The organism is Sphingopyxis macrogoltabida (assembly GCF_001314325.1).
Taxonomy (GTDB): Bacteria; Pseudomonadota; Alphaproteobacteria; order Sphingomonadales; family Sphingomonadaceae; genus Sphingopyxis; species Sphingopyxis macrogoltabida.
The window spans coordinates 2,745,900-2,768,353 of sequence record NZ_CP009429.1 but is presented as its reverse complement, the minus strand read 5'-3'; the positions used below and the strand labels follow the sequence as shown (position 1 = coordinate 2,768,353).

At 67.3% G+C, this 22,454-nt stretch carries 19 protein-coding genes; all 19 read left to right on the top strand.

Translation table 11 applies throughout. The features are described from left to right. Positions 1 to 242: 242 nt before the first annotated feature. The 19 genes from LH19_RS13615 (at position 243) to LH19_RS13525 (ending at position 22,453) form a co-directional block, all read left to right on the top strand. A complete protein-coding gene (locus LH19_RS13615; RefSeq protein ID WP_234715930.1) occupies positions 243 to 749 on the top strand; it encodes a division/cell wall cluster transcriptional repressor MraZ in 507 nt (168 codons plus the stop codon). Then, positions 746 to 1,750, top strand: a complete 1,005-nt coding sequence (rsmH, locus tag LH19_RS13610; protein ID WP_054728887.1) for a 16S rRNA (cytosine(1402)-N(4))-methyltransferase RsmH — start codon at positions 746 to 748, stop codon at positions 1,748 to 1,750. Before LH19_RS13615 ends, rsmH begins: the two co-directional genes overlap by 4 nt. Beyond that, positions 1,744 to 2,352, top strand: a complete 609-nt coding sequence (locus LH19_RS13605) for a hypothetical protein (protein ID WP_054728886.1) — start codon at positions 1,744 to 1,746, stop codon at positions 2,350 to 2,352. Before rsmH ends, LH19_RS13605 begins: the two co-directional genes overlap by 7 nt. 6 nt (positions 2,353 to 2,358) lie before the next feature. Beyond that, complete coding sequence (locus tag LH19_RS13600) at positions 2,359 to 4,053, top strand: peptidoglycan D,D-transpeptidase FtsI family protein (protein ID WP_054728883.1); 1,695 nt, start codon at positions 2,359 to 2,361, stop codon at positions 4,051 to 4,053. Further along, entirely contained in the window at positions 4,053 to 5,492 is a 1,440-nt protein-coding gene (locus LH19_RS13595) for a UDP-N-acetylmuramoyl-L-alanyl-D-glutamate--2,6-diaminopimelate ligase (protein ID WP_054728879.1), read from the top strand. Before LH19_RS13600 ends, LH19_RS13595 begins: the two co-directional genes overlap by 1 nt. Beyond that, on the top strand, positions 5,489 to 6,865 hold the full coding sequence (locus tag LH19_RS13590; protein ID WP_054728875.1) for a UDP-N-acetylmuramoyl-tripeptide--D-alanyl-D-alanine ligase: 1,377 nt from the start codon (positions 5,489 to 5,491) through the stop codon (positions 6,863 to 6,865). The genes LH19_RS13595 and LH19_RS13590 overlap by 4 nt, the downstream gene beginning before the upstream one ends. Beyond that, positions 6,865 to 7,935, top strand: a complete 1,071-nt coding sequence (gene mraY, locus LH19_RS13585) for a phospho-N-acetylmuramoyl-pentapeptide-transferase (RefSeq protein ID WP_054728872.1) — start codon at positions 6,865 to 6,867, stop codon at positions 7,933 to 7,935. The genes LH19_RS13590 and mraY overlap by 1 nt, the downstream gene beginning before the upstream one ends. Beyond that, on the top strand, positions 7,932 to 9,236 hold the full coding sequence (gene murD, locus LH19_RS13580; protein WP_054728867.1) for a UDP-N-acetylmuramoyl-L-alanine--D-glutamate ligase: 1,305 nt from the start codon (positions 7,932 to 7,934) through the stop codon (positions 9,234 to 9,236). The genes mraY and murD overlap by 4 nt, the downstream gene beginning before the upstream one ends. Before the next feature lie 8 nt (positions 9,237 to 9,244). Beyond that, positions 9,245 to 10,471 (top strand): FtsW/RodA/SpoVE family cell cycle protein, encoded by a 1,227-nt coding sequence (locus tag LH19_RS13575; protein WP_407696659.1) that lies wholly within the window; start codon positions 9,245 to 9,247, stop codon positions 10,469 to 10,471. A gap of 10 nt (positions 10,472 to 10,481) precedes the next feature. After that, positions 10,482 to 11,666, top strand: a complete 1,185-nt coding sequence (gene murG, locus LH19_RS13570) for an undecaprenyldiphospho-muramoylpentapeptide beta-N-acetylglucosaminyltransferase (protein ID WP_054728864.1) — start codon at positions 10,482 to 10,484, stop codon at positions 11,664 to 11,666. Beyond that, entirely contained in the window at positions 11,666 to 13,096 is a 1,431-nt protein-coding gene (murC, locus tag LH19_RS13565) for a UDP-N-acetylmuramate--L-alanine ligase (protein WP_054733546.1), read from the top strand. The genes murG and murC overlap by 1 nt, the downstream gene beginning before the upstream one ends. After that, the gene (gene murB, locus LH19_RS13560) at positions 13,093 to 13,992 is read left to right on the top strand and encodes a UDP-N-acetylmuramate dehydrogenase (RefSeq protein ID WP_054728862.1); all 900 of its coding nucleotides are present in this window, start codon (positions 13,093 to 13,095) and stop codon (positions 13,990 to 13,992) included. The genes murC and murB overlap by 4 nt, the downstream gene beginning before the upstream one ends. After that, a complete protein-coding gene (locus tag LH19_RS13555) occupies positions 13,989 to 14,915 on the top strand; it encodes a D-alanine--D-alanine ligase (protein WP_054728856.1) in 927 nt (308 codons plus the stop codon). Before murB ends, LH19_RS13555 begins: the two co-directional genes overlap by 4 nt. Continuing rightward, positions 14,912 to 15,853 carry a cell division protein FtsQ/DivIB gene (locus tag LH19_RS13550; RefSeq protein ID WP_054728853.1) on the top strand — a complete coding sequence of 314 codons (942 nt, stop codon included), beginning with the start codon at positions 14,912 to 14,914 and terminating at the stop codon, positions 15,851 to 15,853. Before LH19_RS13555 ends, LH19_RS13550 begins: the two co-directional genes overlap by 4 nt. 4 nt (positions 15,854 to 15,857) lie before the next feature. Then, complete coding sequence (ftsA, locus tag LH19_RS13545; RefSeq protein WP_054728851.1) at positions 15,858 to 17,114, top strand: cell division protein FtsA; 1,257 nt, start codon at positions 15,858 to 15,860, stop codon at positions 17,112 to 17,114. Positions 17,115 to 17,266: 152 nt separating this feature from the next. Then, positions 17,267 to 18,721: a cell division protein FtsZ gene (gene ftsZ / locus LH19_RS13540; RefSeq protein WP_054728848.1), complete on the top strand. Its 1,455-nt coding sequence runs from the start codon at positions 17,267 to 17,269 to the stop codon at positions 18,719 to 18,721. A 99-nt stretch (positions 18,722 to 18,820) separates the two neighbouring features. Then, positions 18,821 to 20,644 (top strand): tetratricopeptide repeat protein, encoded by a 1,824-nt coding sequence (locus LH19_RS29710; RefSeq protein WP_261340294.1) that lies wholly within the window; start codon positions 18,821 to 18,823, stop codon positions 20,642 to 20,644. Next, a complete protein-coding gene (locus LH19_RS13530; RefSeq protein WP_054728845.1) occupies positions 20,641 to 21,813 on the top strand; it encodes a deoxyguanosinetriphosphate triphosphohydrolase in 1,173 nt (390 codons plus the stop codon). Before LH19_RS29710 ends, LH19_RS13530 begins: the two co-directional genes overlap by 4 nt. Beyond that, positions 21,806 to 22,453 (top strand): NAD-dependent epimerase/dehydratase family protein, encoded by a 648-nt coding sequence (locus LH19_RS13525; protein ID WP_054728842.1) that lies wholly within the window; start codon positions 21,806 to 21,808, stop codon positions 22,451 to 22,453. Before LH19_RS13530 ends, LH19_RS13525 begins: the two co-directional genes overlap by 8 nt. Position 22,454: the final 1 nt, after the last annotated feature.

Genomic DNA, 22,454 nt, shown 5'->3' with positions numbered 1-22,454 from the left:
TGGCCCCGAACCGACCCGCCCGTTGCTCGACCACCGGGCCCCCATTTCGACGATCCGACCCCGATTTTGCGATGAATAGGGGGTAGATTCCCTATTTTGCCCTAAATTACCCCTTTCCACCCCGATCTATAGTTGATAGGCAGGGATCGGAGAGGGGCAATCTCCACCTGAGTCCTATTTTTCGGAATTTCGCGATTCCGGGGCCGGGGAAGTTTTGCCCGGTGGCGCGCAGGACAGGGGGCATGGCGATGGCGGTTGTGACGCCCGGTCAATATGCGGGCACCAACTTCGCCGCGATCGATGGCAAGGGACGCATCGCCGTCCCCTCTCAGTTCCGCAACAATGTGCCCCTCACTGCGGACGGCCAGCGCGTGCTCTGGGTCGGTTTCCATGAAAAGCTGCCTTGCCTCGTCGCCTATGGCCAGGATCAGTACGACCGCCTGAACGGCGAGATCGAACGCGACCGCGAAACCGCCCGCCTGCGCGACCTCGATTTCGACGAGGATACCGAGTTCAAGAAGCGCTTCAGCTATACCGAGCCCTATACGCTCGACGACAGCGGCCGCTTCCTCCCCAGCTTCATCCACCGCGACCGCGTCGGCGATGCCGGCGCGACGGCTTTTGTGGGCTCGGGCCGCCGGCTCGAAATCTGGTGGCTGCCGACGCTGGCCGAATGTGCCGACGCCGATCCGGTGCTCCAGCGCCTCGCCGCCGCATGGGATGCGGCGAAAGGGAAGGGGCGGAAATGACCGGGCTTCCCCCCGAACTTCCGCGCGATCCGCGCCACGATCCGGTCCTTCGCGAAGAAGTCATCGCCGCGCTCGCCATCGCCCCGGGTGAGCGCCATGTCGATGCGACCTTCGGCGCCGGTGGCTACACGCGCGCGATGCTTGCGGCGGGGGCCGACGTCGTCGCCTGCGACCGCGACCCCGATGCGATTGCCGAAGGGCAGGCGCTCGTCCAAGAAGCGGGCGGCCGGCTGACGCTGGTCCACGGCCGCTTCGGCGAGATCGACCGGCTGCTTGCCGAGCGCGGCATCGATACGGTCGACGGCATCACCTTCGACATCGGCGTGTCGTCGATGCAGCTCGACCAGGGCGAGCGCGGCTTTTCGTTCCAGAAGGACGGTCCGTTGGACATGCGCATGGCGCAGGAGGGCGAAAGCGCCGCCGACTGGCTCAACCGCGCCGACGAAGCGGAAATCGCCGACGTGCTGTATCATTATGGCGACGAGCGCCAGTCGCGCCGCGTTGCGCGCGCAATCGTCGCGGCGCGGCCGCTCAGCCGCACCGCCGAACTCGCGACCGTGATCCGCAAGGCGCTGCGCCACCCGCCGGGCGCACCGAAAGACCCCTCGACGAAAAGCTTTCAGGCGATCCGTATCCATATCAACGGCGAACTCGACGAACTCACGGCGGGGCTGGCCGCCGCCGAGCGCGTGCTGCGGCCCGGCGGCCGGCTGGCGGTCGTCAGCTTTCACAGCACCGAGGACCGCATCGTGAAGAACTTCCTGCGCGAACGGAGCGGAGGCGATGCCGCCGGTTCGCGCCACCGGCCCGCGCCGACCACTGCGGCGCGGGCCGCAACTTTCGAGACCCCGGCGCGCAAGGTGCGGCCGGGCAAGGCCGAGGAAGCGCGCAACCCGCGTGCACGTTCGGCAACGCTTCGGAGCGCGGTGCGGAGTGCGGCTCCGGCGTGGCCCGCTCGTTCCATGGGTGAATCGACGGACAAGGAGGCAATCTCATGCTGATGGCGGCTCGCAAGCTCCAGGGTATCGGTCTCGTGCTCCTCGTGCTCATCATCGCGATGATGCTGTATCCCGTGTCGCTGAAGGTCGCGGCGACGCGCAGCGAGCTGGCGAAGATCAACCGCCAGATCGAGCGGACGCGCGACAATATCCGCTACCTCGAATCCGAACTCGCGGTGCGCGCCTCGATGCGCCAGCTCGAACAGTGGAATGCCGACACCTTCGGCTATTCGGCCCCCTCCGCCGACCAGTATCTGTCGAACGAGCGCCAGCTCGCCTCGCTCGACCGCTTGCCGCGCGCGCGCGGTGCGAACGAGGTCGCGCCGGTGCTGATGGCGATGGTCAGCCCCGTTGGCACGCCGGCAGTTGGCACACCGGCAAAGGTCGAGACGAAGCCCGAAGCGGTCAAGGCGCCGGCCGCGAAGCCGGTGCAGCTCGCGCAGGCCGATATTCGCGGTGACGACGTACGCAGCGACGCGGCGCCGCGCCTCGCGCCGACGCGCCGCCGCGAACAGCTCAAGATGATCGAGGACCAGCTCCTCGCCGAATCTACGCTCGCGGACCTCAAGCGCGCTGCGGCGCGCGAAGCGATGGGAGGGCAGTAAGCCGCAATGAACACGCTGGTCGTCCGTCCGGCCCGGGTACGTACCGCGGGGGTGCGGCAGCAGATATTGCTGACCGCGCAGCAGCGACTGATGATCCTGATGCTGCTGTTCATGGCGGCATTTTTCCTCGTGTCGATGCGGCTGCTCTATTTCGCGGTTTTCGATACTTCGACCGGCCGCGGTTCGGGCTCGGCGGCGTTCGTGCCGGCGCGCGCCGATATCGTCGATCGTAACGGCGTGCCGCTCGCGCGCACCATCGATGGCTATTCGATCCGCGTCGTTCCCGAAAAACTGCTCAATAACCGGCAATATCTGGCCGACGAGCTGGTCAAGATCTTCCCCGACACGACGCGCGAGGAATTTCTCGCCAAGCTGAGCGGACCGCGTCCGACCTATATCCGCCGCCGCGCGCTGCCCGACCAGGTCGCTGCGGTGAACGCGATCGGCGACGTCGGGTTCGACTTTCCGCGCGAAAAGGAACGTCTCTATCCGCAGCTTTCGCTGGCGGCGCACGTCCTGGGCTTCACCAATGCCGAAGGACATGGGGTTACCGGGGTCGAAGGCGCGTTCGACGATCGCCTCGTCAACAAGGCGACGCGCGGCGAACCGATGGCGCTGTCGATCGACGCGCGCGTGCAGGGCGTGCTCGAAAGCGAACTCGGCAATGCGGTGACCAATCTCGAGGCGATTGGCGGCGCGGGGATCATTCTCGACGTGCATTCGGGCGAGGTGCTCGCCATGGCGTCGCTGCCGACGTTCAACCCGAACAAGCTGACCGGCAGCGATCCGACGACGCGGCGCAACGCCGTGACCTATAATCTTTACGAGCTCGGTTCGACCTTCAAGCCGCTGACCATCGGCGCCGCGATCGACAATGGCGTCGTGACGAGCATGGCCAAGCGCTATGACGCGACCAAGCCGCTCGCCATCGCCGGTTTCAAGATCCGCGATTCGCACAGCATGGGCCGGTGGCTCAACGTGCCCGAGACACTCATCCACAGCTCGAACATCGTGACGGCGCAGATCGGCGACCAGCTTGGCCGCGAAAAGATGGAGCATCTGTTCCGCGACCTCGAATTCGACGGCCGCCCGCATATCGAACTCAAGGAACGCGCCTTTCCGCTCTGGCCCAAGGACTGGGGCCGCGTCACGACGATGACGGCGAGCTATGGTCATGGCATCGCGGTCACGCCGCTGCATCTCGCCAGCGCTTATGCCGCACTGGTCAACGGCGGCATCTGGCGCCCGGCGACGCTGATGAAGCTCGGCGACAAGGCACCGCCGCAGGGGCGCCGCGTCTTCAAGGCTTCGACCAGCGCGCGGATGCGCCAGCTTTTGCGCCTGATCGTCTCCGACGGCACCGGGCGCCAGGCCGACGCGCCGGGTTTCCGGGTCGGCGGCAAGACCGGCAGCGCCGAAAAGCCGGGCGTCGGCGGCTATAACCGTACGTCGGTCGTTGCGACCTTTGCGGCGGCCTTCCCGATGGACAATCCGCGCTATGTCGTGCTCGCGATGATCGACGAGCCCAAGGGCAATGCCTTCAGCTCGGGTCAGCGCACCGCGGGCTACACCGCGGCGCCGGTCGTCAAGAAGGTCGTCATGCGCGCGGGGCCGATGCTCGGCGTCTTCCCCGACGAGACGCGCGACGTCGACGTGTCCGAACTGACCCCCTTGCTGTGGAAAAACGGGGAAAAGGAGTAATGCGTCTGGCGGCGCTGCTCGACGATCAACGGCTGGCAGGCGCCGACCCGGTGGTGACCGGGCTTGCCATCGACCATCGCAAGGTCGCGCCCGGAACGATCTTCGGCGCCTTCGTCGGCGAACGGTTCAACGGCGAGGATTTCATTGCAGAAGCGATTGCGGCGGGGGCGATTGCGGTCGTCGCGCGGCCCGAAGCGAAGGTCGAGGGCGCGGTGCATGTGGCCGACACCAATCCGCGCCGCGCCTTTGCGCATATCGCCGCGCGCTTCTTCCATCGCTTTCCCGCGACCTGTGTTGCGGTGACCGGCACCAACGGCAAGACCTCGACGGTCGAGATGACGCGCCAGTTGTGGCGGATGGCCGGATTCAACGCCGCATCGATCGGGACGCTTGGCATCACGACGTCGCAGGACAGCGCCTCGACCGGGCTGACGACCCCCGACATCGTGACCTTCCTCGGCAATATGGCGGGCCTCGCCGCCGAAGGCGTGACGCACGCGGCGTTCGAGGCGTCGAGCCATGGCCTCGACCAGTATCGCACCGAGGGATTGAAGGTGAAGGCGGCGGCCTTCACCAACCTCAGCCACGACCATCTCGATTATCATGGTACGATGGAGGCCTATCTCGCCGCCAAGCTGCGACTGTTCAGCGAAGTCGTCGAGATGGACGGAAGCGCGGTGGTGTGGGCCGACGACCAATATTCGCCGGCGGTAATCGATGCGGTGAAGGCGCGCGGCGTGCGGCTGGTGACCGTCGGAGCAGGGGGCGCCGATCTGCGCCTCGTCTCGCGTGAGCCGACGCAACTGGGGCAGTCGCTGACGATTGCGGCGGGGGATGCGACTTGGAAGGTCGATCTGCCGCTGATCGGCGCCTATCAGGTGGCCAATGCGCTCGTGTCGGCGGGGCTGGTGATCGCGACGGGCGGCGATGTCGGCCAGACGCTGGCCAATCTCGCGCGTCTCCAGCCGGTGCGCGGGCGCCTCGAACGCGCTGCGATTACCAAGGCCGGTGCGCCCGTGTATATCGACTATGCCCACACGCCGGACGCCATCGAAGCGGCGCTCGACGCGCTGCGGCCGCATGCGGCAGGGCGGCTGATCCTCGTTTTCGGCGCAGGCGGCGACCGCGATCAGGCCAAACGGCCGGAGATGGGGCGCGTCGCCGCCGCCAAGGCCGATCTTGCAATCATCACCGACGACAATCCCCGCGGCGAGGATGCTGCGCTGATCCGCGCCGCGGTTGCCGATGGCGCCCCCGATGCGCGGAATATCGGCGACCGCCGCGCCGCGATTGCCGCGGCCATCGCCGATGCGGGTGCCGACGATATCGTCTGCATCGCGGGCAAAGGGCATGAGCAGGGTCAGATTGTCGGTCGCGGCGACGCGATGCGCGTCATCCCGTTCGACGACGTGGCCGTCGCGCGCGAGGAGGCGGCATGAACCCGCTGTGGACCGCGCGCGCCATCGCTTCGGCCACCGGCGGCAGCGCCAGCGCCGATTTCACCGTCCAGGGCGTCGCTTTCGATTCGCGCGAGGTTACCAAAGGCGACCTCTTCATCGCGATGAAGGGCGAGTTCGCCGACGGGCATGAATTTATCGACAAGGCGATCGCCGCGGGCGCGGCCGGCATCGTCTGCGAAACGGCGATCGACCATCCGCACGTCCGCGTCGCCGACAGCGCTGCCGCGCTGGACGCGCTGGGCGTCGCGTCGCGCGCGCGCAGCCATGGCCGCATCATCGGCGTCACCGGGTCGGCGGGCAAGACGGGGACAAAAGAGGCGCTGTTCGCGGCGCTCGACCGCTTCCGCCCCGGCAAGGCGCACCGCTCGGTCAAAAGCTACAACAATCATGTCGGCGTGCCGCTCAGCCTCGCGCGCATGCCGTCGACCGCCGATTATGGCGTGTTCGAGATGGGGATGAACCACGCCGGCGAACTCGCCGCGCTGACCCGCATGGTGCGCCCGCACGTCGCCATCGTCACCACCATCGCCCCCGCGCACATGGAATTTTTCGGCAGCGAGGAAGCGATCGCCGACGCGAAGGGCGAGATTTTCGAGGGGCTCGAGCCCGGCGGCACCGCGATCGTGCCGTTCGACAGCCCGCATTATGCGCGGCTGCGCGCCAAGGCGGAGCGGCACGCGGCCCATGTCGTGAGCTTCGGCCTCGGCGACGGCGCCGACGTGCGCGCGGTCGACTGGCTGTCCGACGGGCAGGGCGGTTCGCTGGTGACGGCACAGGTGCAGGACGCATTGCTCTGTTTCACCATCGCGCAGGCGGGCGCGCATTGGGTATCGAACGCGCTTGCGGTGCTTGCCGCGGTGAAGTCGGTCGGCGGCGACCTGCCTGCTGCGGGACTGGCCTTCGCCGAGATGGCGGGGCTCGCCGGACGCGGGGCGCGGCATCGCGTCGCGGTGTCCGGCGTTGATATCCTCGTCATCGACGAAAGCTATAATGCCAACCCGGCCTCGATGGCGGCAACGATAGAGCAGTTTGGCAGCGAATCCGCCGGGCGCCGCATCGCCATATTGGGTGCGATGCGCGAACTGGGCGCGGGCAGCGAAGCCTATCATGCGGCGCTTGCTGCTCCGCTCGTCGCGGCCGGGGTGCGTTTCGCCCTGCTCGTCGGCGAAGAGATGGCGCCGCTCGCCAAAGCGCTTGAGGGGCGCATCGATTTCGCGCATGTGGCCGACCATAAGGCCGCCAAGGCGCGGCTGGGCGAATTGATCCGCGCCGGCGACGCCGTGCTGGTCAAGGGGTCGAACAGCGTTGGCCTGTCGCATATCGTGACGGCGCTGACCAACGGGGATTATTGATGTTATACTGGCTGGCGGAATGGCTTGGCTTTCCGGGGGTGCTCAACCTCATTCGCTATCTGAGCTTCCGGTCGGGCGCCGCGGTGGCGACCGCGCTGATCATCGGCCTGTGGATCGGGCCGCGCTTCATCATGATGCTGCGCATGCGGCAGGGGAAGGGACAGCCGATCCGCGACGACGGCCCGCAAAGCCATCTCGCGAAGAAGGGCACGCCGACGATGGGCGGGCTGATGATCCTGATTTCGCTGATGATCTCGGCGCTCTTGTGGATGGACCTGTCGAATCGCTTCGTCTGGGCGTGCCTGTTCGTGACCGGCGGTTTTGCCATCGTCGGTTTTCTCGACGATTATGACAAGGTGACCAAGTCGAGCCACCGCGGCATTCCGGGGCGCGTCCGCTTGCTGATCGAGTTCGTGATCGCGGGGGTCGCGGTGCTGCTGATCGTTTCGCGCACCGGTACCGACCTGTATCTGCCGTTTTTCAACGACGTCTATGTGCCGCTCGGCCCCTTCTATTATATCTTTGCGATGGTGCTAATCGTCGGTTTCGGCAATGCGGTGAACCTGACCGACGGGCTCGACGGGCTCGCGACCTTCCCGGTGATCATCGCCAGCCTGGCGTTTCTGGTCATCGTCTATCTGTCGGGTAACGTGAAGTTCGCCGAATATCTGGGCATCCCGCATGTGCCCGGCGCCGGCGAGCTGGCGATCTTCGCTGCGGCGATCATCGGCGCGTGCCTCGCCTTCCTGTGGTTCAATGCGCCGCCCGCCGCGGTGTTCATGGGCGATACCGGCAGCCTTGCGCTGGGCGGCGCGCTGGCGACGATCGCGGTGACCGCGCAGCATGAACTCGTCCTCGTCATCATCGGCGGACTGTTCGTGGTCGAGGCGCTGTCGGTGATCATCCAGGTCTTCTGGTACAAGCGCACCGGCAAGCGGGTCTTCCGCATGGCGCCGATCCATCACCATTTCGAACAGCTCGGCTGGCCCGAATCCACCGTCGTCATCCGTTTCTGGATCGTCTCGATCGTCCTCGCGCTCGCAGGGCTCGCGACCTTGAAGCTGCGGTGATCGTCTCGCGCGCCTTTGCCGGCCGCCGCTATGCGGTGCTGGGACTGGCGCGCTCGGGTCTGGCGACCGTCGAGGCGCTCGTCGCCAGCGGCGCGGGCGTCACCGCGTGGGACGACCGCGAGGCCGCGCGCGACGAGGCGATGGCGCTGAACGCCGACATCGGCGACCCTCTGGAAGTCGACCTGATCGGGTTCGCGGGCGTCGTCGTGTCGCCGGGCGTGCCGCTCAACCGCCATCCGATCGTCGCGCATGCGCGCGAGGCGCATGTCCCCGTGATCGGCGACATCGAATTGTTCGCCGAAGCGCGCGCCGACCTGCCGCCGCACAAGGTCGTCGGCATCACCGGCACCAACGGCAAGTCGACGGTCACCGCGCTCGTTACCCATATGCTCGAAAGCGCGGGTATCCCCACGCTGATGGGCGGCAATATCGGCCTGCCGATCCTGTCGCGCGATCCGCTGCCCGAAGGCGGGGTCTATGTGCTCGAACTGTCGAGCTACCAGATCGACCTGTCGCACAGCCTCGCCTGCGACGTCGCGGTGCTGACCAATATCACCCCCGATCATCTCGACCGCTATGACGGTTTCGAGGGCTATGCCGCGTCGAAGGCGCGGCTGTTCGGGCTGCAGCATCGCGATCAGGTTTCGATCGTCGCGGTCGACGACGGCCCGTCGAAAGCGATTGCGAGCCGCATCAACCACCGCCTCCACCGCGTCTCGGCGAAGGATATCGATCCCGCCGACCAGATGCGCTGGCCCGCGTTGCAGGGGCCGCACAATGCCCAGAACGCGGTGTGCGCGATCGCGGTGTGCCGCGTGCTGGGGTTGAACGACGAACAGATCGAACGCGGCCTCGCGACGTACAACGCGCTGCCGCATCGCATGGAATTGGTCGGCGAAGCCGCTGGCGCCCGCTGGTACAACGACAGCAAGGCGACCAATGCGGCTTCCGCTGCACCGGCGCTGGCGGCATTTCCGCCGGCGCCGGACCAGCGTTTGCACTGGATTGCCGGGGGGCAGGCCAAGGGCGACGGGCTGGAGGCTTGTCGTCCCTGGTTCGGCCATGTCAAACGCGCCTATCTGATCGGCGAGGCGATGGAGCCGTTCGCGGCCGAAATCGGCGATGCCATCCCGGTAGACCGGTCGGGCGACCTTGCGACCGCCGTCGCGCATGCCGCCGCGGCGGCCGCACCCGGCGATGTCGTCCTGCTGTCGCCGGCCTGTGCGTCGTTCGACCAGTTCAAGGATTATGAGCAGCGCGGCGATGTTTTTCGTGGGCTGGTGCAGGCGCTTGGGGCATGAGCGGGGGAATGGATAATATGGACGCGACGTCGGAACGGCCGGTCATCGCCACAACCCGCACCGTCAAACGTCGCGGGCCGCGCCTTAGCCGCGCCGACCGCACCCCGCTGGGGCTGTGGTTCTGGGAAATCGACCGCGTGCTGTTGTTGCTGGTGTCGATGCTGATCGCCGTCGGGCTGGTCGCGGTTGCTGCGGCATCGCCGGTCGCGGCACAGAAATTGTCGACCTCGACCGCGTCGCTTGATCCACTCTATTATTTCTATCGCCAGTTGATGTGGGTCATGGTCGGTGTCCCCGTGATGCTTGCCGTGTCGATGCTGCCGAAGCCGCAGGCGCGGCGCTTTGCCATTTATGGCACGATAGCCTTTCTCCTCCTGCTGTTTCTCGTGCCGCTGGTCGGCACATCGGTGAACGGTGCGCAGCGCTGGATCGGCAGCGGCGCCTTCCGCCTGCAGCCGTCGGAATTCCTCAAGCCCTTCTTTGCGGTGTCGCTCGCATGGATATTGTCGCTGCGGCTGCATGACCAGAGCCTGCCGGTGGTGCCGCTCGCGCTCGTGTTGACCGGCGTCATCGCGCTGCTCCTGATGGGCCAGCCCGACCTTGGGCAGACGGTTATTTTCGTCGCGACCTGGCTCGTGCTGGTGATGGTCGCCGGGCTGTCGATGCGCATATTGGCCGGTCTTGCGGGGGCCGGGGTCGTCGGCCTCGTGCTTGCCTATTTCTTCTATCCGGTCGCGCAGCAGCGGATCAACATCTGGCTGTTCGCGGAAGGCGACAGCTTTCAGGTCGACAAGGCGCATGCGACGCTGACCGCCGGCGGGCTGATCGGGACGGGTCCCGGTGCGGGCCTCGCCAAGTTCCAGCTTCCCGAGGCGCACACCGACTATATCTTCTCGGTCATCGGCGAGGAGTTCGGGATGATCGCGTGCATCGCGATCGCGATCCTCTACCTCGCGATCATCGTGCGCGTGCTCGTCCGCCTGCTCGACGAGGAGGACAGCTTCCTCATCCTTGCGGTCGCGGGGCTGATCGCACAGTTCGGCGGGCAGGCGACGATCAACATGGCGGTGAACACCCAGCTCTTTCCGTCGAAGGGCATGACCCTGCCGTTCATCAGCTATGGCGGCTCTTCGTTCCTCGCGCTGTCGATGGGCATGGGTTTGCTCTTGTCGCTGACCCGGCGAAACCCCTATGCGGCGCGGATATCGATGACCCGCAACTGGAACAAAAGATGAGCGCCCAAACATGACAGCGACGCGCCACTTCCTGCTCGCCGCCGGCGGGACGGGGGGACATATGCTGCCTGCCTACGCCCTCGCCGGCGAATTGATTGCGCGCGGCCATCGCGTGGCGCTGGTCAGCGATGATCGCGGGCTGAAGATCCCGGGCGCTCCCGCCGAACTGGAAACGCATGTCCTTCCTGCCGGCCGCGTCTCCGGCGGCCCCGTCGGCTGGCTGAAGGCGGCGCTGGCGATCCGCACGGGCCGCCGCATGGCCATCGACCTGATCGGTGAATTCGATCCGGCGGTGGTCGTCGGCTTCGGCGGCTATCCCTCGCTCCCCAGCCTGCTCGCTGCGGGCGCGACGCGGCGGCCGCGCGTCCTGCACGAACAAAATGCGGTGCTCGGCCGGGTCAACCGGATGATGGCGCCGCGCGTCGATGCGGTCGCGGTCGCCTATCGCAATATCCAGCGTTTCCCGGCGGGACATGAGGCCAAGCTGCACATCACCGGCAACCCCGTGCGCGACGAGATTATCGCGATCCGCGACGACGGTTTCCCGCCGCTGCCCGAGGACGGCATCTTCCGCCTGCTTGTGGTCGGGGGCAGCCTGGGCGCGACGGTGCTGAGCGACGTCGTCCCTGCCGCGATCGCGATGCTGCCGCGGGCGCTGCTCGACCGGCTGCAAGTCGTCCAGCAGTGCCGCGAGGACGATCTGGAGACGGTGCGCGCCAAATATGCGGAGCTGGGCGTCGCCGCCGAATGCACGCCCTATATCAGGGATTTTCCCGAGCGGCTGCGCTGGGCGCATCTGGTCATCGCGCGCGCGGGCGCGTCGACGGTCGCCGAACTCACCTGCGCCGGCCGGCCCGCGATCTTCGTTCCCTATCCGCACGCGATGGACGATCACCAGACCTATAATGTCGTCGACATGGTCGAGGCGGGCGGCGCGATCGCCTTTGCGCAAGGCGATTTCAAGGCCGGCGAGGTCGCGAAGCACATCCAGCGCATGGCGCTCGAACCCGGCGCGCTGGAGGAAGCCGCCGAGCGCGCCGCAAGCTGCGGCCTGCCCGATGCGACGCGCAACCTCGCCGACCTTGTCGAATCGCTCGCCGCGCCGCCGATGATGGACGTCATCCGCGTCGGCGCATCGTCGCGCAGCGCCGCAGTCGCGGCAGGTGTTGCGGCTACGCGCGCGGGAGGCGAATGATGCGCGGCGTTGCGACCGATATCGGCACCATCCATTTCATCGGCATCGGCGGGATCGGCATGTCGGGCATCGCCGAGGTGATGCACAATCTCGGCTATCAGGTGCAGGGCAGCGACATCGCCGACAGCTATGTCGTCGAGGGGCTGCGGGGGCGCGGGATCAAGGTCGCGATCGGGCACGAGGCGGCGAATGTCGAGGGCGTGGGGGTCGTTGTCACCTCGACTGCGGTCAAGCGCGGCAATCCCGAGGTCGAGGCGGCGCTGGCGCATCGCATCCCGCTCGTCCGGCGCGCCGAGATGCTCGCCGAACTGATGCGGCTCAAATCGACGGTCGCGATTGCGGGGACGCACGGCAAGACGACGACGACGAGCCTCGTTGCGGCGCTGCTCGACGCGGGCGGGATCGACCCGACGGTGATCAACGGCGGCATCATCAACAATTACGGGTCGAACGCGCGCCTCGGCGCCAGCGACTGGATGGTGGTCGAGGCCGACGAGAGCGACGGCAGCTTCCTGCGCCTCGACGGCACGATCGCGGTCGTCACCAACATCGATCCCGAACATCTCGACCATTATGGCAGCTTCGACGCGATCAAGGACGCCTTCGTCGAGTTTATCGAGAATGTGCCTTTCTATGGCGCGGCGATGCTCTGCCTCGACCATCCCGAGGTGCAGGCGATCATCCCGCGCATCCGCGACCGGCGGATCGTGACCTATGGCTTCTCCGCTCAGGCCGACGTGCGCGGTACCAATGTGACACCGGGCCCCGACGGGAATCGCTTTGACGTCGTCGTCCGCGACCGCGACGGCGGCAGCCGGACGATCGAGGGCATTCACCTGCCCATGTCGGGCCGCCACAATGTCCAGAATGCGCTCGCGGCGGTCGCGGTCGCGCTGCACATGGGGGTTTCGGACGACAAGATCGCTTCGGGGTTCAAGGGCTTTGCCGGGGTCAAGCGCCGCTTCACCAAGGTCGGCGAGATCGCGGCGGGGGAGGGCGTCGTCACGGTCATCGACGATTACGGACACCACCCGGTCGAGATTCGCGCCGTGCTTTCGGCGGCGCGCGAAGGGGCAGGCGCGGGGCGCGTCGTTGCGGTGGTCCAGCCGCACCGCTTTACCCGGCTGCGCGACCATATGGATGATTTCCAGCAGGCGTTTAACGACGCCGACATGGTGCTGGCGCTGCCGGTCTATGCAGCGGGCGAAAGCGCGATCGACGGCGTGTCGTCCGATGCGCTGGTGCAGGGGCTGCGCGATCGCGGGCACCGGCAGGCCAATGTCGTCGTCGACGCGGGTGCGCTGGCTGCGAGCATCGCCGCGAGCCTCAGGGCCGGCGATCTGGGCGCGGGCGACATGGTGATCTGTCTCGGGGCGGGGGACATCACCAAGATGGCGGCAGGCCTTGCTGCTGCGGTCGAGGCGGTATGAGCGCCGCCGAAACCCTTCCCGCCGTGCGCGGCAAGCTGACGGCAAAGGCGCCGCTGGCGCCGCTCGTCTGGTTCAAGTCGGGCGGCCCCGCCGACTGGCTGTTCGAGCCGAAGGATGCCGACGACCTCGCCGATTTCCTTCGCGATCTCGATCTCGCGATCCCGGTGATGGCGCTCGGCCTCGGCTCGAACCTGATCGTCCGCGACGGCGGCTTTCCGGGCGTCGTCGTCCGGCTCGGCAAGGCGTTCGCGAAGGTCGAAGCGATCGACGCGACAACCTTGCGCTGCGGCGGCGGCGCGTCGGGCATCCTCGTTTCGTCGACCGCGCGCGACGCGGGCATCGCGGGGATGGAGTTTCTGCGCTCGATCCCGGGCACCGTCGGCGGCTTCGTCCGCATGAACGGCGGCGCCTATGGCGGCGAGGTCAAGGATATCCTGATCGATTGCGATGTCGTGCTGCGCTCGGGCGAGCAGCGGACGCTGCCGCTCACCGACCTCGGCTACACCTATCGCCACAGCGAATTGCCCGAGGGCGCGGTCGTGACCGGCGCGACCTTCCGCGGCCGCCCCGGCGAGCCTGCCGCCATTCAGGCCGAAATGGACCGCATTTCGGCGAGCCGCGAAGCGTCGCAACCGCTGCGCTCGAAGACCGGCGGCTCGACCTTCAAGAACCCCGACGGCCACAAGGCGTGGCAGCTTGTCGATGAGGCCGGTTGTCGCGGTTTTGCCGTCGGCGGGGCGCAGGTCAGCGAAAAGCACACCAATTTCCTCATCAACACGGGTGAGGCGACGAGCGCCGATATCGAGGCGCTCGGCGAGGAAGTCCGCCGCCGCGTCAAAGCGAAGAACGGCATCGAACTGCAATGGGAGATTCAGCGCGTGGGAGTGGCGAAGTGAGCCGGGGTCCGTGGCATGTCGCCGTCCTGATGGGCGGCTGGTCGGCAGAGCGCGAAGTGTCTCTGATGAGCGGCAAAGGCGTTGCCGATGCGCTCGAATCGCGCGGCCACAAGGTCACGCGCATCGACATGGACCGCGACGTGGCGCTGCGGCTTGCCGAGGCGAAGCCCGACGTCGTCTTCAATGCGCTCCACGGCGTCCCGGGTGAAGACGGGACGGTGCAGGGCATGCTCGACCTGATGGGGCTCAAATATACCCATAGCGGGCTCGTCACCTCGGTGATCGCGATCGACAAGGAATTGACGAAGCAGGCGCTCGTCCCGCATGGTATCCCGATGCCGACGGGGACGATGGTCGACAGTGAAAGCCTCTTTTCGATCGACCCGCTGCCGCGTCCCTATGTCCTGAAACCGGTCAACGAGGGCTCGTCGGTCGGCGTCGCCATTGTCCGGGACGACAGCAATTACGGCAACCCGATCGCGCGCGACGCCGTCGGTCCCTGGCAGGAGTTCGACCGGCTGCTCGCCGAGCCCTTCATCAAGGGGCGCGAACTGACCGTCGCGGTGCTCGCCGATAAGGCGCTGGCCGTCACCGAACTGCGGGTGAAGTCGGGTTTCTATGACTATGACGCCAAATATACCGACGGCCTGACCGAGCATGTGTGCCCCGCCGAGGTGCCCGAAGATGTCGCGCAGCGGATGAAGGACCTCGCGCTGCAGGCGCATCGTCTGCTCGGCTGCAAGGGCGCTTCGCGCTCCGATTTCCGCTGGGACGACGAGCATGGCCTCGCGGGCATCTTCCTGCTCGAGGTCAATACCCAGCCCGGCATGACGCCGCTCAGTCTGGTGCCCGAACAGGGGCGCGCCGTCGGCATGGATTATGCCGAACTCGTCGAACGCATCGTGGGGGAAGCGTTATCATGAGCAAAACGCAGATCAAGCGCGGAAAGGCGCCGCCGCGGCGGCCCGCGCGCGCGCCGAAGAAGCGCAAGACGATCAAGACGTCGCGGGTTAACGCGTTGATCAATGCGCTGCCGGTCAGCCCGCAGCGTCTGCAGCGGATCGCCAACTGGACGGTAGGCCTCAGCGTCGCGGCGGTTCTCGCTCTTGCGGCGCATGCGACGGGTGTGACGGCGAAGGTCAACGAGGAATGGGCGCAAGCGGTCGGCCGCGCGGGCTTTCAGGTCAAGAAGGTCGAGGTTGTCGGCGCCGACCGCATCGACCGGCTGAAGGTCTATGACATCGCGCTGGCGCAGAAGGATCGCTCGATGGCGGCGGTCGATATCGCCGAGGTGCGCCACGACCTGATGCGTTATGGCTGGATCAAGGATGCGCGCGTCTCGCGACGGCTGCCCGATACGCTCGTCGTCGATATCGTCGAACGCACCCCGGCGGCGATCTGGCAGCATAATAATCGCCTGTCGTTGATCGACGAAAAGGGCGTCGTGCTCGAACCCGTATCGGTTGCGACGATGCCCGACCTGCCGCTCGTCATCGGGCCGAAGGCGAACCAGCGTTCGCAGGATCTCGACCGGTTGCTGGCCGAGGCGAGCAGCCTCAAGGAATTGCTCGCGGGGGCAACTTGGGTCGGCAATCGCCGCTGGGACCTGCGCTTCCGCAGCGGCGAAACGCTGTCGCTGCCCGAGGGCGAAGCCGAAGCGAAGGCGGCGCTCGCGAAGTTCGCGCATATGGACGGTGCCAACCGCCTGCTCGGGCGCGGCATATTGCGTTTCGACATGCGCGATCCCGAACGGTTCGTGCTACGCCTGCCGCACGAAGGTCAGGTGGCGCCCGCAAAGCTCGACGATGCGCGCGCCGCGGTCGATGCCGTCGCGACGGCAAGCGCGGCGGAGAAGGGATAAGGTCATGGCGCCCCCGCGGATCGAGAAGATCATTACCGCGCTCGATGTCGGGTCGTGGAAAGTCTGCGCGCTCATCGCCGGACAGACCGCCGACGGCCAGCTTCATGTCCTCGGCACCGGCCAGCGCGAAAGCCGCGGCGTCCAGCGCGGTTATGTCGCCGATATGGAGCAGACCGAGCATATCGTGCGCGAGGCGATCGAGCAGGCGGAGCGTATCGCGGGACTGAATATCGACGATGTCTGGGTCAGCTTTTCGGCGGGCAGCCTGCTCAGCGACGTCGCGCCGATCGAGAGCGAACTCGGCGGCCACCGCATCGAGCAGGAGGATGTCGACGACCTGCTCGCCGCGGGCCGCGCAGGGATCGACCCCGAAGGGCGGATGATCCTCCATGCGCAGCCGGCACTCTACACGCTCGACGGGCTGACCGGGGTCAAGAACCCGATCGGCCTCCACGCCGACCGGCTGGGGGTCGATATCCATATCATCATGGCCGACGGGGCGCCGGTACGGAACCTCGAGGCGGCGGTCAGGCAGGCGCATCTCGACGTCCGCGCGGTCGTTGCGTCGCCGATCGCGGCGGGGCTGGCGTGCCTGTCCGACGAGGAACGCGACCTCGGCGTCGCGCTTGTCGAGCTGGGTGCCGCCGTGACGACGGTTTCGCTCTATGCCGGCGGCATGCTCGTCGAAATGGCGTCGCTGCCGTTCGGCGCCAGCGACATCACCGACGACATCGCCTCGGCGTTCGGTATCCGTCGCAGCCAGGCGCAGCGGCTTCAGAGCTTTTACGGTTCGGCGTCGGCGAGCCCGCGCGACAATAACGAGATCATCGAACTCGAACCAGGCGCCCCGGCCGGCAGCGATTCTCCGCGCATCACGCGTGCCCAGCTCGTCTCGGTAATCCGCCAGCGGCTCGACGCGATGATGGGAGAGATCGGCAGGACGCTGAAAGACCTGCATTTCGTCGGGCCGATCGGTCGCCAGGTCGTTCTGGTCGGCGGCGGTGCCGACCTGAAAGGCCTTGCCGACTATACCCAGAGCGCGCTCGGCCGCGCGGCGCGCGTCGGGCGACCGCGCGGCTTGCACGGCCTGCCCGATGCGCATTCGGGACCGGCTTTCGCAACGCTCGCGGGTCTGGTTCTCTATGCCGCGTCGGACCCGGTTGACCTGCGCGACCTGCCCATGATGGGGCAGGACGTGTACCGGCCGAAGGGCGCCGGGATCATTCAACGGCTGATGGCGGCACTGAAAAGCAGTTTCTGAATGCAGAGCGACGAAAAGGTTAATTTTTTGGGTGATTCCCGCGTAACAATAGTGCAATGCACGGAAAGAAAGCCGGGCGGTTCGACCACCGAACGGCAGGGTCGCATGGTGAGGGAAGCGGCGCCGGTTCGCCGCTGCAGGGAGATCGATTGATGAGCATCAATATTGGCCCGCCGCAGGTCGATGAGCTGAAGCCGCGGATCGCGGTGATCGGCGTCGGTGGCGCAGGGGGCAATGCCATCGCCAACATGATTGCCGCGCGTGTCGAGGGCGTCGATTTCATCGTCGCCAACACCGATGCGCAGGCGCTCAACGCCTCGCCGGCCGAACGGCGCATCCAGCTGGGGACACAGATCACCCAGGGTCTGGGTGCGGGGTCGCGGCCCGAGGTCGGCCGCGCGGCAGCCGAGGAAAGCATCGCGCAGGTCGAAGAGGCGCTGAACGGTGCGCACATGTGCTTCGTCGCCGCCGGCATGGGCGGCGGCACCGGTACCGGCGCTGCCCCGGTGATCGCCAAGGCCGCGCGCGACCGCGGCATCCTGACCGTCGGCGTGGTGACCAAGCCCTTCACTTTCGAAGGCCAGCGCCGCATGCGGTCCGCCGAGGCCGGCATTGCCGAGCTGCAGGACCATGTCGACACGCTGATCGTCATTCCGAACCAGAATCTCTTCCTCGTCGCCAATCCGAACACGACCTTCAAGGAAGCGTTCACGATGGCTGACGAAGTGCTCCAGCAGGGCGTTCGCGGCATTACCGACCTGATGGTCATGCCCGGCCTGATCAACCTCGACTTTGCCGACGTGCGCAGCGTGATGCGCGAAATGGGCAAGGCGATGATGGGCACCGGCGAAGCCGAAGGCGATGGCCGCGCGCTCGAAGCCGCGCAGAAGGCGATCGCCAATCCGCTGCTCGACGGCGTGTCGATGGCGGGCGCGAAGGGCGTCATCATCTCGATCACCGGCGGCGAGGATATGCGCCTGATGGAAGTCGACGAAGCCGCGAACCACATTCGCGAGCTGGTCGATCCCGATGCCAACATCATCTGGGGCAGCGCCTTCAACGATAGCCTCGACGGCAAGATCCGCGTTTCGGTCGTCGCCACTGGCATCGACAGCAATGGTGAAACGGCGGCGCAGGCTTCGCCCGCGACGCGCAGCTTCTCCTTCGCTCCGGCGCGCACGGCGGCGCCGGCCCCGGTCGTCGAGGAAGCGATCGAGCCGGTTGTCGCGGAGGAGCCCGTGGCCGAAGCGGCCCCGGCGGTCGACAACGACCCGGCGCCCGGCTTCTCGCTCAACGACGATGTCCAGGCCGAAGCTCCGGCGGTGGAAGCCGAAGAAGAGCCGATGGTCCTGTCGGAGGTCGCGGCAACATATGACGACACCACCGACGAACTGGTGCTCGGCCAGCCCGAAGCGCCGGTCGCCGAATATCGTCCGTCGCCGGCTGCTCCGGCCGCTGAATCGCCGGCACGCGGGGTTGGCGGCGGGACGCTGTTCGAGCGGATGTCGCGGCTGTCGCGCGGATCGACGCAGGTCGATGGCGAAGAGGCAGAGAAGGAAGACGGGGTCGATATCCCGCGCTTTCTTGGGCGACAGAACAACCAGTAACGGGGCTCGCGCGGCCGTAGCGATTTGATGGGCAAGGCGGCCGGAACTCGGGATGATTTGCCCATGCGGCGAGTAAACTGGACGGGCAGGCGGGGACGCGTGCGGCATCTCGCCCGCGCGTTCTTCGCTCTGTCGCTCGGTACGGCGATCGTATCGCCGGCGCTGGCCATGCAGGTCACGCCGCCCGATGCTGCGACCAAGGCGGCGATGGACAAGCGTACCACGGCGCGGACGCTGCTGTCGTCGGCGTTGGCGCGCATCGCAGCGAACAATAGCGATCCCGCCGCGCTGCTCGACGCCGGCCGGGCTTCGATCGACCTCGAGGATTATCGCGCGGCGCTAGGTTTCCTCGTCCGTGCCGAACAGGCCAACCCGCGCGACGGGGCGGTCAAGGCGGCACTTGGATCGGCGGCGGTCCATATGGAAAACCCGACCCGCGCACTCGATTATTTTGGCGAGGCGCAGCTTCTGGGCGCGCCCGAACGGCTGTTCCTTGCCGATCGCGGGCTGGCGCGCGACCTGCTCGGGCAGCAGGATGCGGCGCAGCGCGACTATCAGCTCGCGCTGTCGATCGCGCCCAATGACGAATTAACGCGCCGCTTTGCGCTGTCGCTGGCGATCAGCGGGCAGGCGGATCGCGGTATCCAGTTGCTGACGCCGCAATTGCGCGCGCAGGATCGCGGGGCCTGGCGGCTGCGTGCGATGATGCTGGCGATTGCGGGGCGCGAGGATGAGGCGACGCAGGTCGTCAACGCGACGATGCCGCCGCAACTTGCGCAGAATATCCTGCCTTATCTGACCAAGATGGACCGGCTCAATCCGGCACAACAGGCCGCCGCGGCGCATTTCGGACGCTTCCCTGCCGGCGAATTGGGGCCACGGCGCAAACCGGTGCAGGTCGCGGCGGCAACGCCCGCTCCGGCACCTGCGCCGGCATCGGCGCCCGGCAAACGACGGCAGGGCAGCGATCGTCAGCGGGTGCGCGAAACGGTGCCGGCGGCTCCCGTCCGCCGCGTTGCCGAAGCGTCCGCTGCGGCGCCGCGAACCCCGATCCAGATGGCGCCGGCATCGACGCCCGCGCCGCGGCCCGCCCCCGCGCCGACACCGGCCCCGGTCCCGGCCCCGACCGTCGTCGCAGCTCTTCCGACCCCCGCGCCAACTCCGGCTCCGACACCGACATTCGCTCCGGCACCGGCCCCCGCTCCGGCTCCAACGGCGGCGCCGATCGGTGTGGCGGTGAACCGCGATGCCGGGCCGGTCGGACCGGGCTTCTCGATTGCCGATATCCGGTCGTCGCCGGCGCCAGCGCCCACTCCCGCCGTGGAGCCTGCGCCCCCGTCGGCGCAGCCTGCGGCCGTGCCGCTGCCTTCGACGCCCGCTCCCGCGCCTGCTGCTGCCGTCGCTGCGCCCGCACCTGTCAATGCTGCGCCGCTCGCGTCGCTCGCCGATATCGCTGGATCGATCGAGATTCCGGCCGAGGAACTGGCGCGTCCCGCCGACGCGATCGGCGCAGACACGCTGGCGAAGCTGCAGGAAGATCGCCGCCGCGCCGAAGCCGCCGAGGCGGCGAAACGCGAGAAGGACGCCGCTGCGGCGAAAGCGAAGGCCGAAGCCGAGGCCAAGGCGAAAGAGGAAGCGGCCGAGAAAAAGGCCAATCCGGCGCGCATCTGGGTGCAGGTCGCGACGGGCGCCAATGCCAGGGCGCTGGCGACGGATTTTGGCAAATTCGCCAAGAAGAGCTCCGATATTTTCAAGGGCAAGTCGGCCGCTACCGCCGAATGGGGGCGGACGCGCCGCCTGCTCGTCGGACCGTTCAAGGACCGTAAGGCAGCGCAAGACTGGCTGGCGAGCTACAAGAAAGCGGGCGGCGACGGCTTCCTGTTCAACAGCGAAGCCGGCCAGGAAGTCGACCCGGTCAAGTGAGGGTCGCGGAGTGCGCCAGCGATCCAGCGCAGAGCCGCGGACGCCGTTATGAAGAGGTCGGCCGCGTCGTTCGCGGGCCGCGCGATGCCTTTCAGCGCGATCGCGACCGCATCATCCACTCGATCGCCTTCCGCCGCCTGCGCCACAAGACGCAGGTGTTCGTCGCCCCCGACGGCGACCATTATCGCGTCCGACTGACCCACAGCATCGAGGTCGCACAGATCGGCCGCGGCATCGCCCGCGCGCTGGGGCTCAACGAAGATCTGACCGAGGCGCTTTGCCTTGCCCACGATATCGGTCATCCGCCGTTCGGTCATGCGGGCGAGGATGCGCTGAAGGCCGCGATGGCCGCGCACGGCGGCTTCGACCACAATGGCCATACATTGCGCACGCTCGCGCGGCTCGAATGTCCTTATCCGCGCTTCGACGGGCTCAATCTGACGTGGGAAACGCTCGAAGGGCTCGCAAAGCATAATGGTCCGGTGACCCGGCCGGGCTGGGCGCTGTCCGAAATCGACGCCGACTTTCGGCTCGACCTGTCCAGCCACGCCAGCCTCGAGGCGCAGATCGCGGCCGTCGCCGACGATATCGCCTATGACAATCACGATATCGACGACGGCCTGCGCGCGGGGCTGCTCGATCTCGGCCAGTTGATGGAACAGCCCTTTGTCGCCGCCAATTATCGCGCCGTCGAGGATCGCTTTCCCGGGGCGCCGCGCGACCGGCTGCTGCGCGAACTCGTGCGCGACCAGATCGGCGTGATGGTCAACGACGTCATCGCATCGACGCAGGCGAATGTCGCGGCGGCGGGCGTCGCGAGCGTCGAGGATGTGCGCGCCGCCGGGCGCCCGCTCGGCGGCTTTTCGGCAGGCCTTGCCGCCGAAGAGCGCGAACTCAAGCGCTTTATGTACGCCAATCTTTATCACCATCCCGAACAGCTTGCCGCGGCGGCGGCGGCGAGCGAGGTGATCGGGCGGCTGTTCGCGGCCTATGCCGACGATCCGCGGTTGATGGGCGAAGACTGGTCGTCGCGCGTGCCCGGCGAAGAAGGCGCGACAGTGCGCCATATCGGTGATTATATTGCCGGGATGACCGACCGCTTTGCCATCGACCGCTATGCCGACATCTTTGGCCGCGATGCGGTGCCGGGGGCGTTAGCGCATGCCTGATGCATTGATCGTCGGCGCGACCGGCATGGTCGGGCGATCGGTGGCCGAGCAGGCGACGGCACAGCCGCTGACAATCCTCGCGCGCCGCGACACTGGCGACTTTCCCCCGCAGCACCGGCTGCAGCGCGCCGCGCCCGATCGCTGGCCCGGCATCATCGCGGCCGAGAGGCCTGCCATCCTCATCTCGTGCCTCGGTACGACGATCCGTCAGGCGGGGTCGGAGGCGGCGTTTCGCGCCGTCGACCATGACCTGGTGCTGGCGGTCGCGGCGGCGGCGAAAGACGCCGGGACGTCGCATCTGATCGCGGTCAGTTCGGTCGGCGCGGCGGCGAAAAGCCGCAATTTCTACCTGCGCACCAAGGGCGAGGTCGAGGATGCGCTGCGCGGGCTCGGTTTCGGCCGGCTCGATATCCTGCGGCCCGGCCTGCTGACCGGCGACCGGCAAGGGCCGCCGCGGCTGGGCGAGGGGATCGCGATGCTCGCGGCGCCGCTCACCGACGCATTGATGCACGGATCGCTGCGGCGGTACCGCTCGATTCCGGGCGCGACGGTCGCCGCGGCGATCGTTCGGCTCGCCGGGGCGGGCGGGTCCGGCTCCCATGTGCACGAAAACGACGCGATCCGCGCGCTCGCCGATTGAC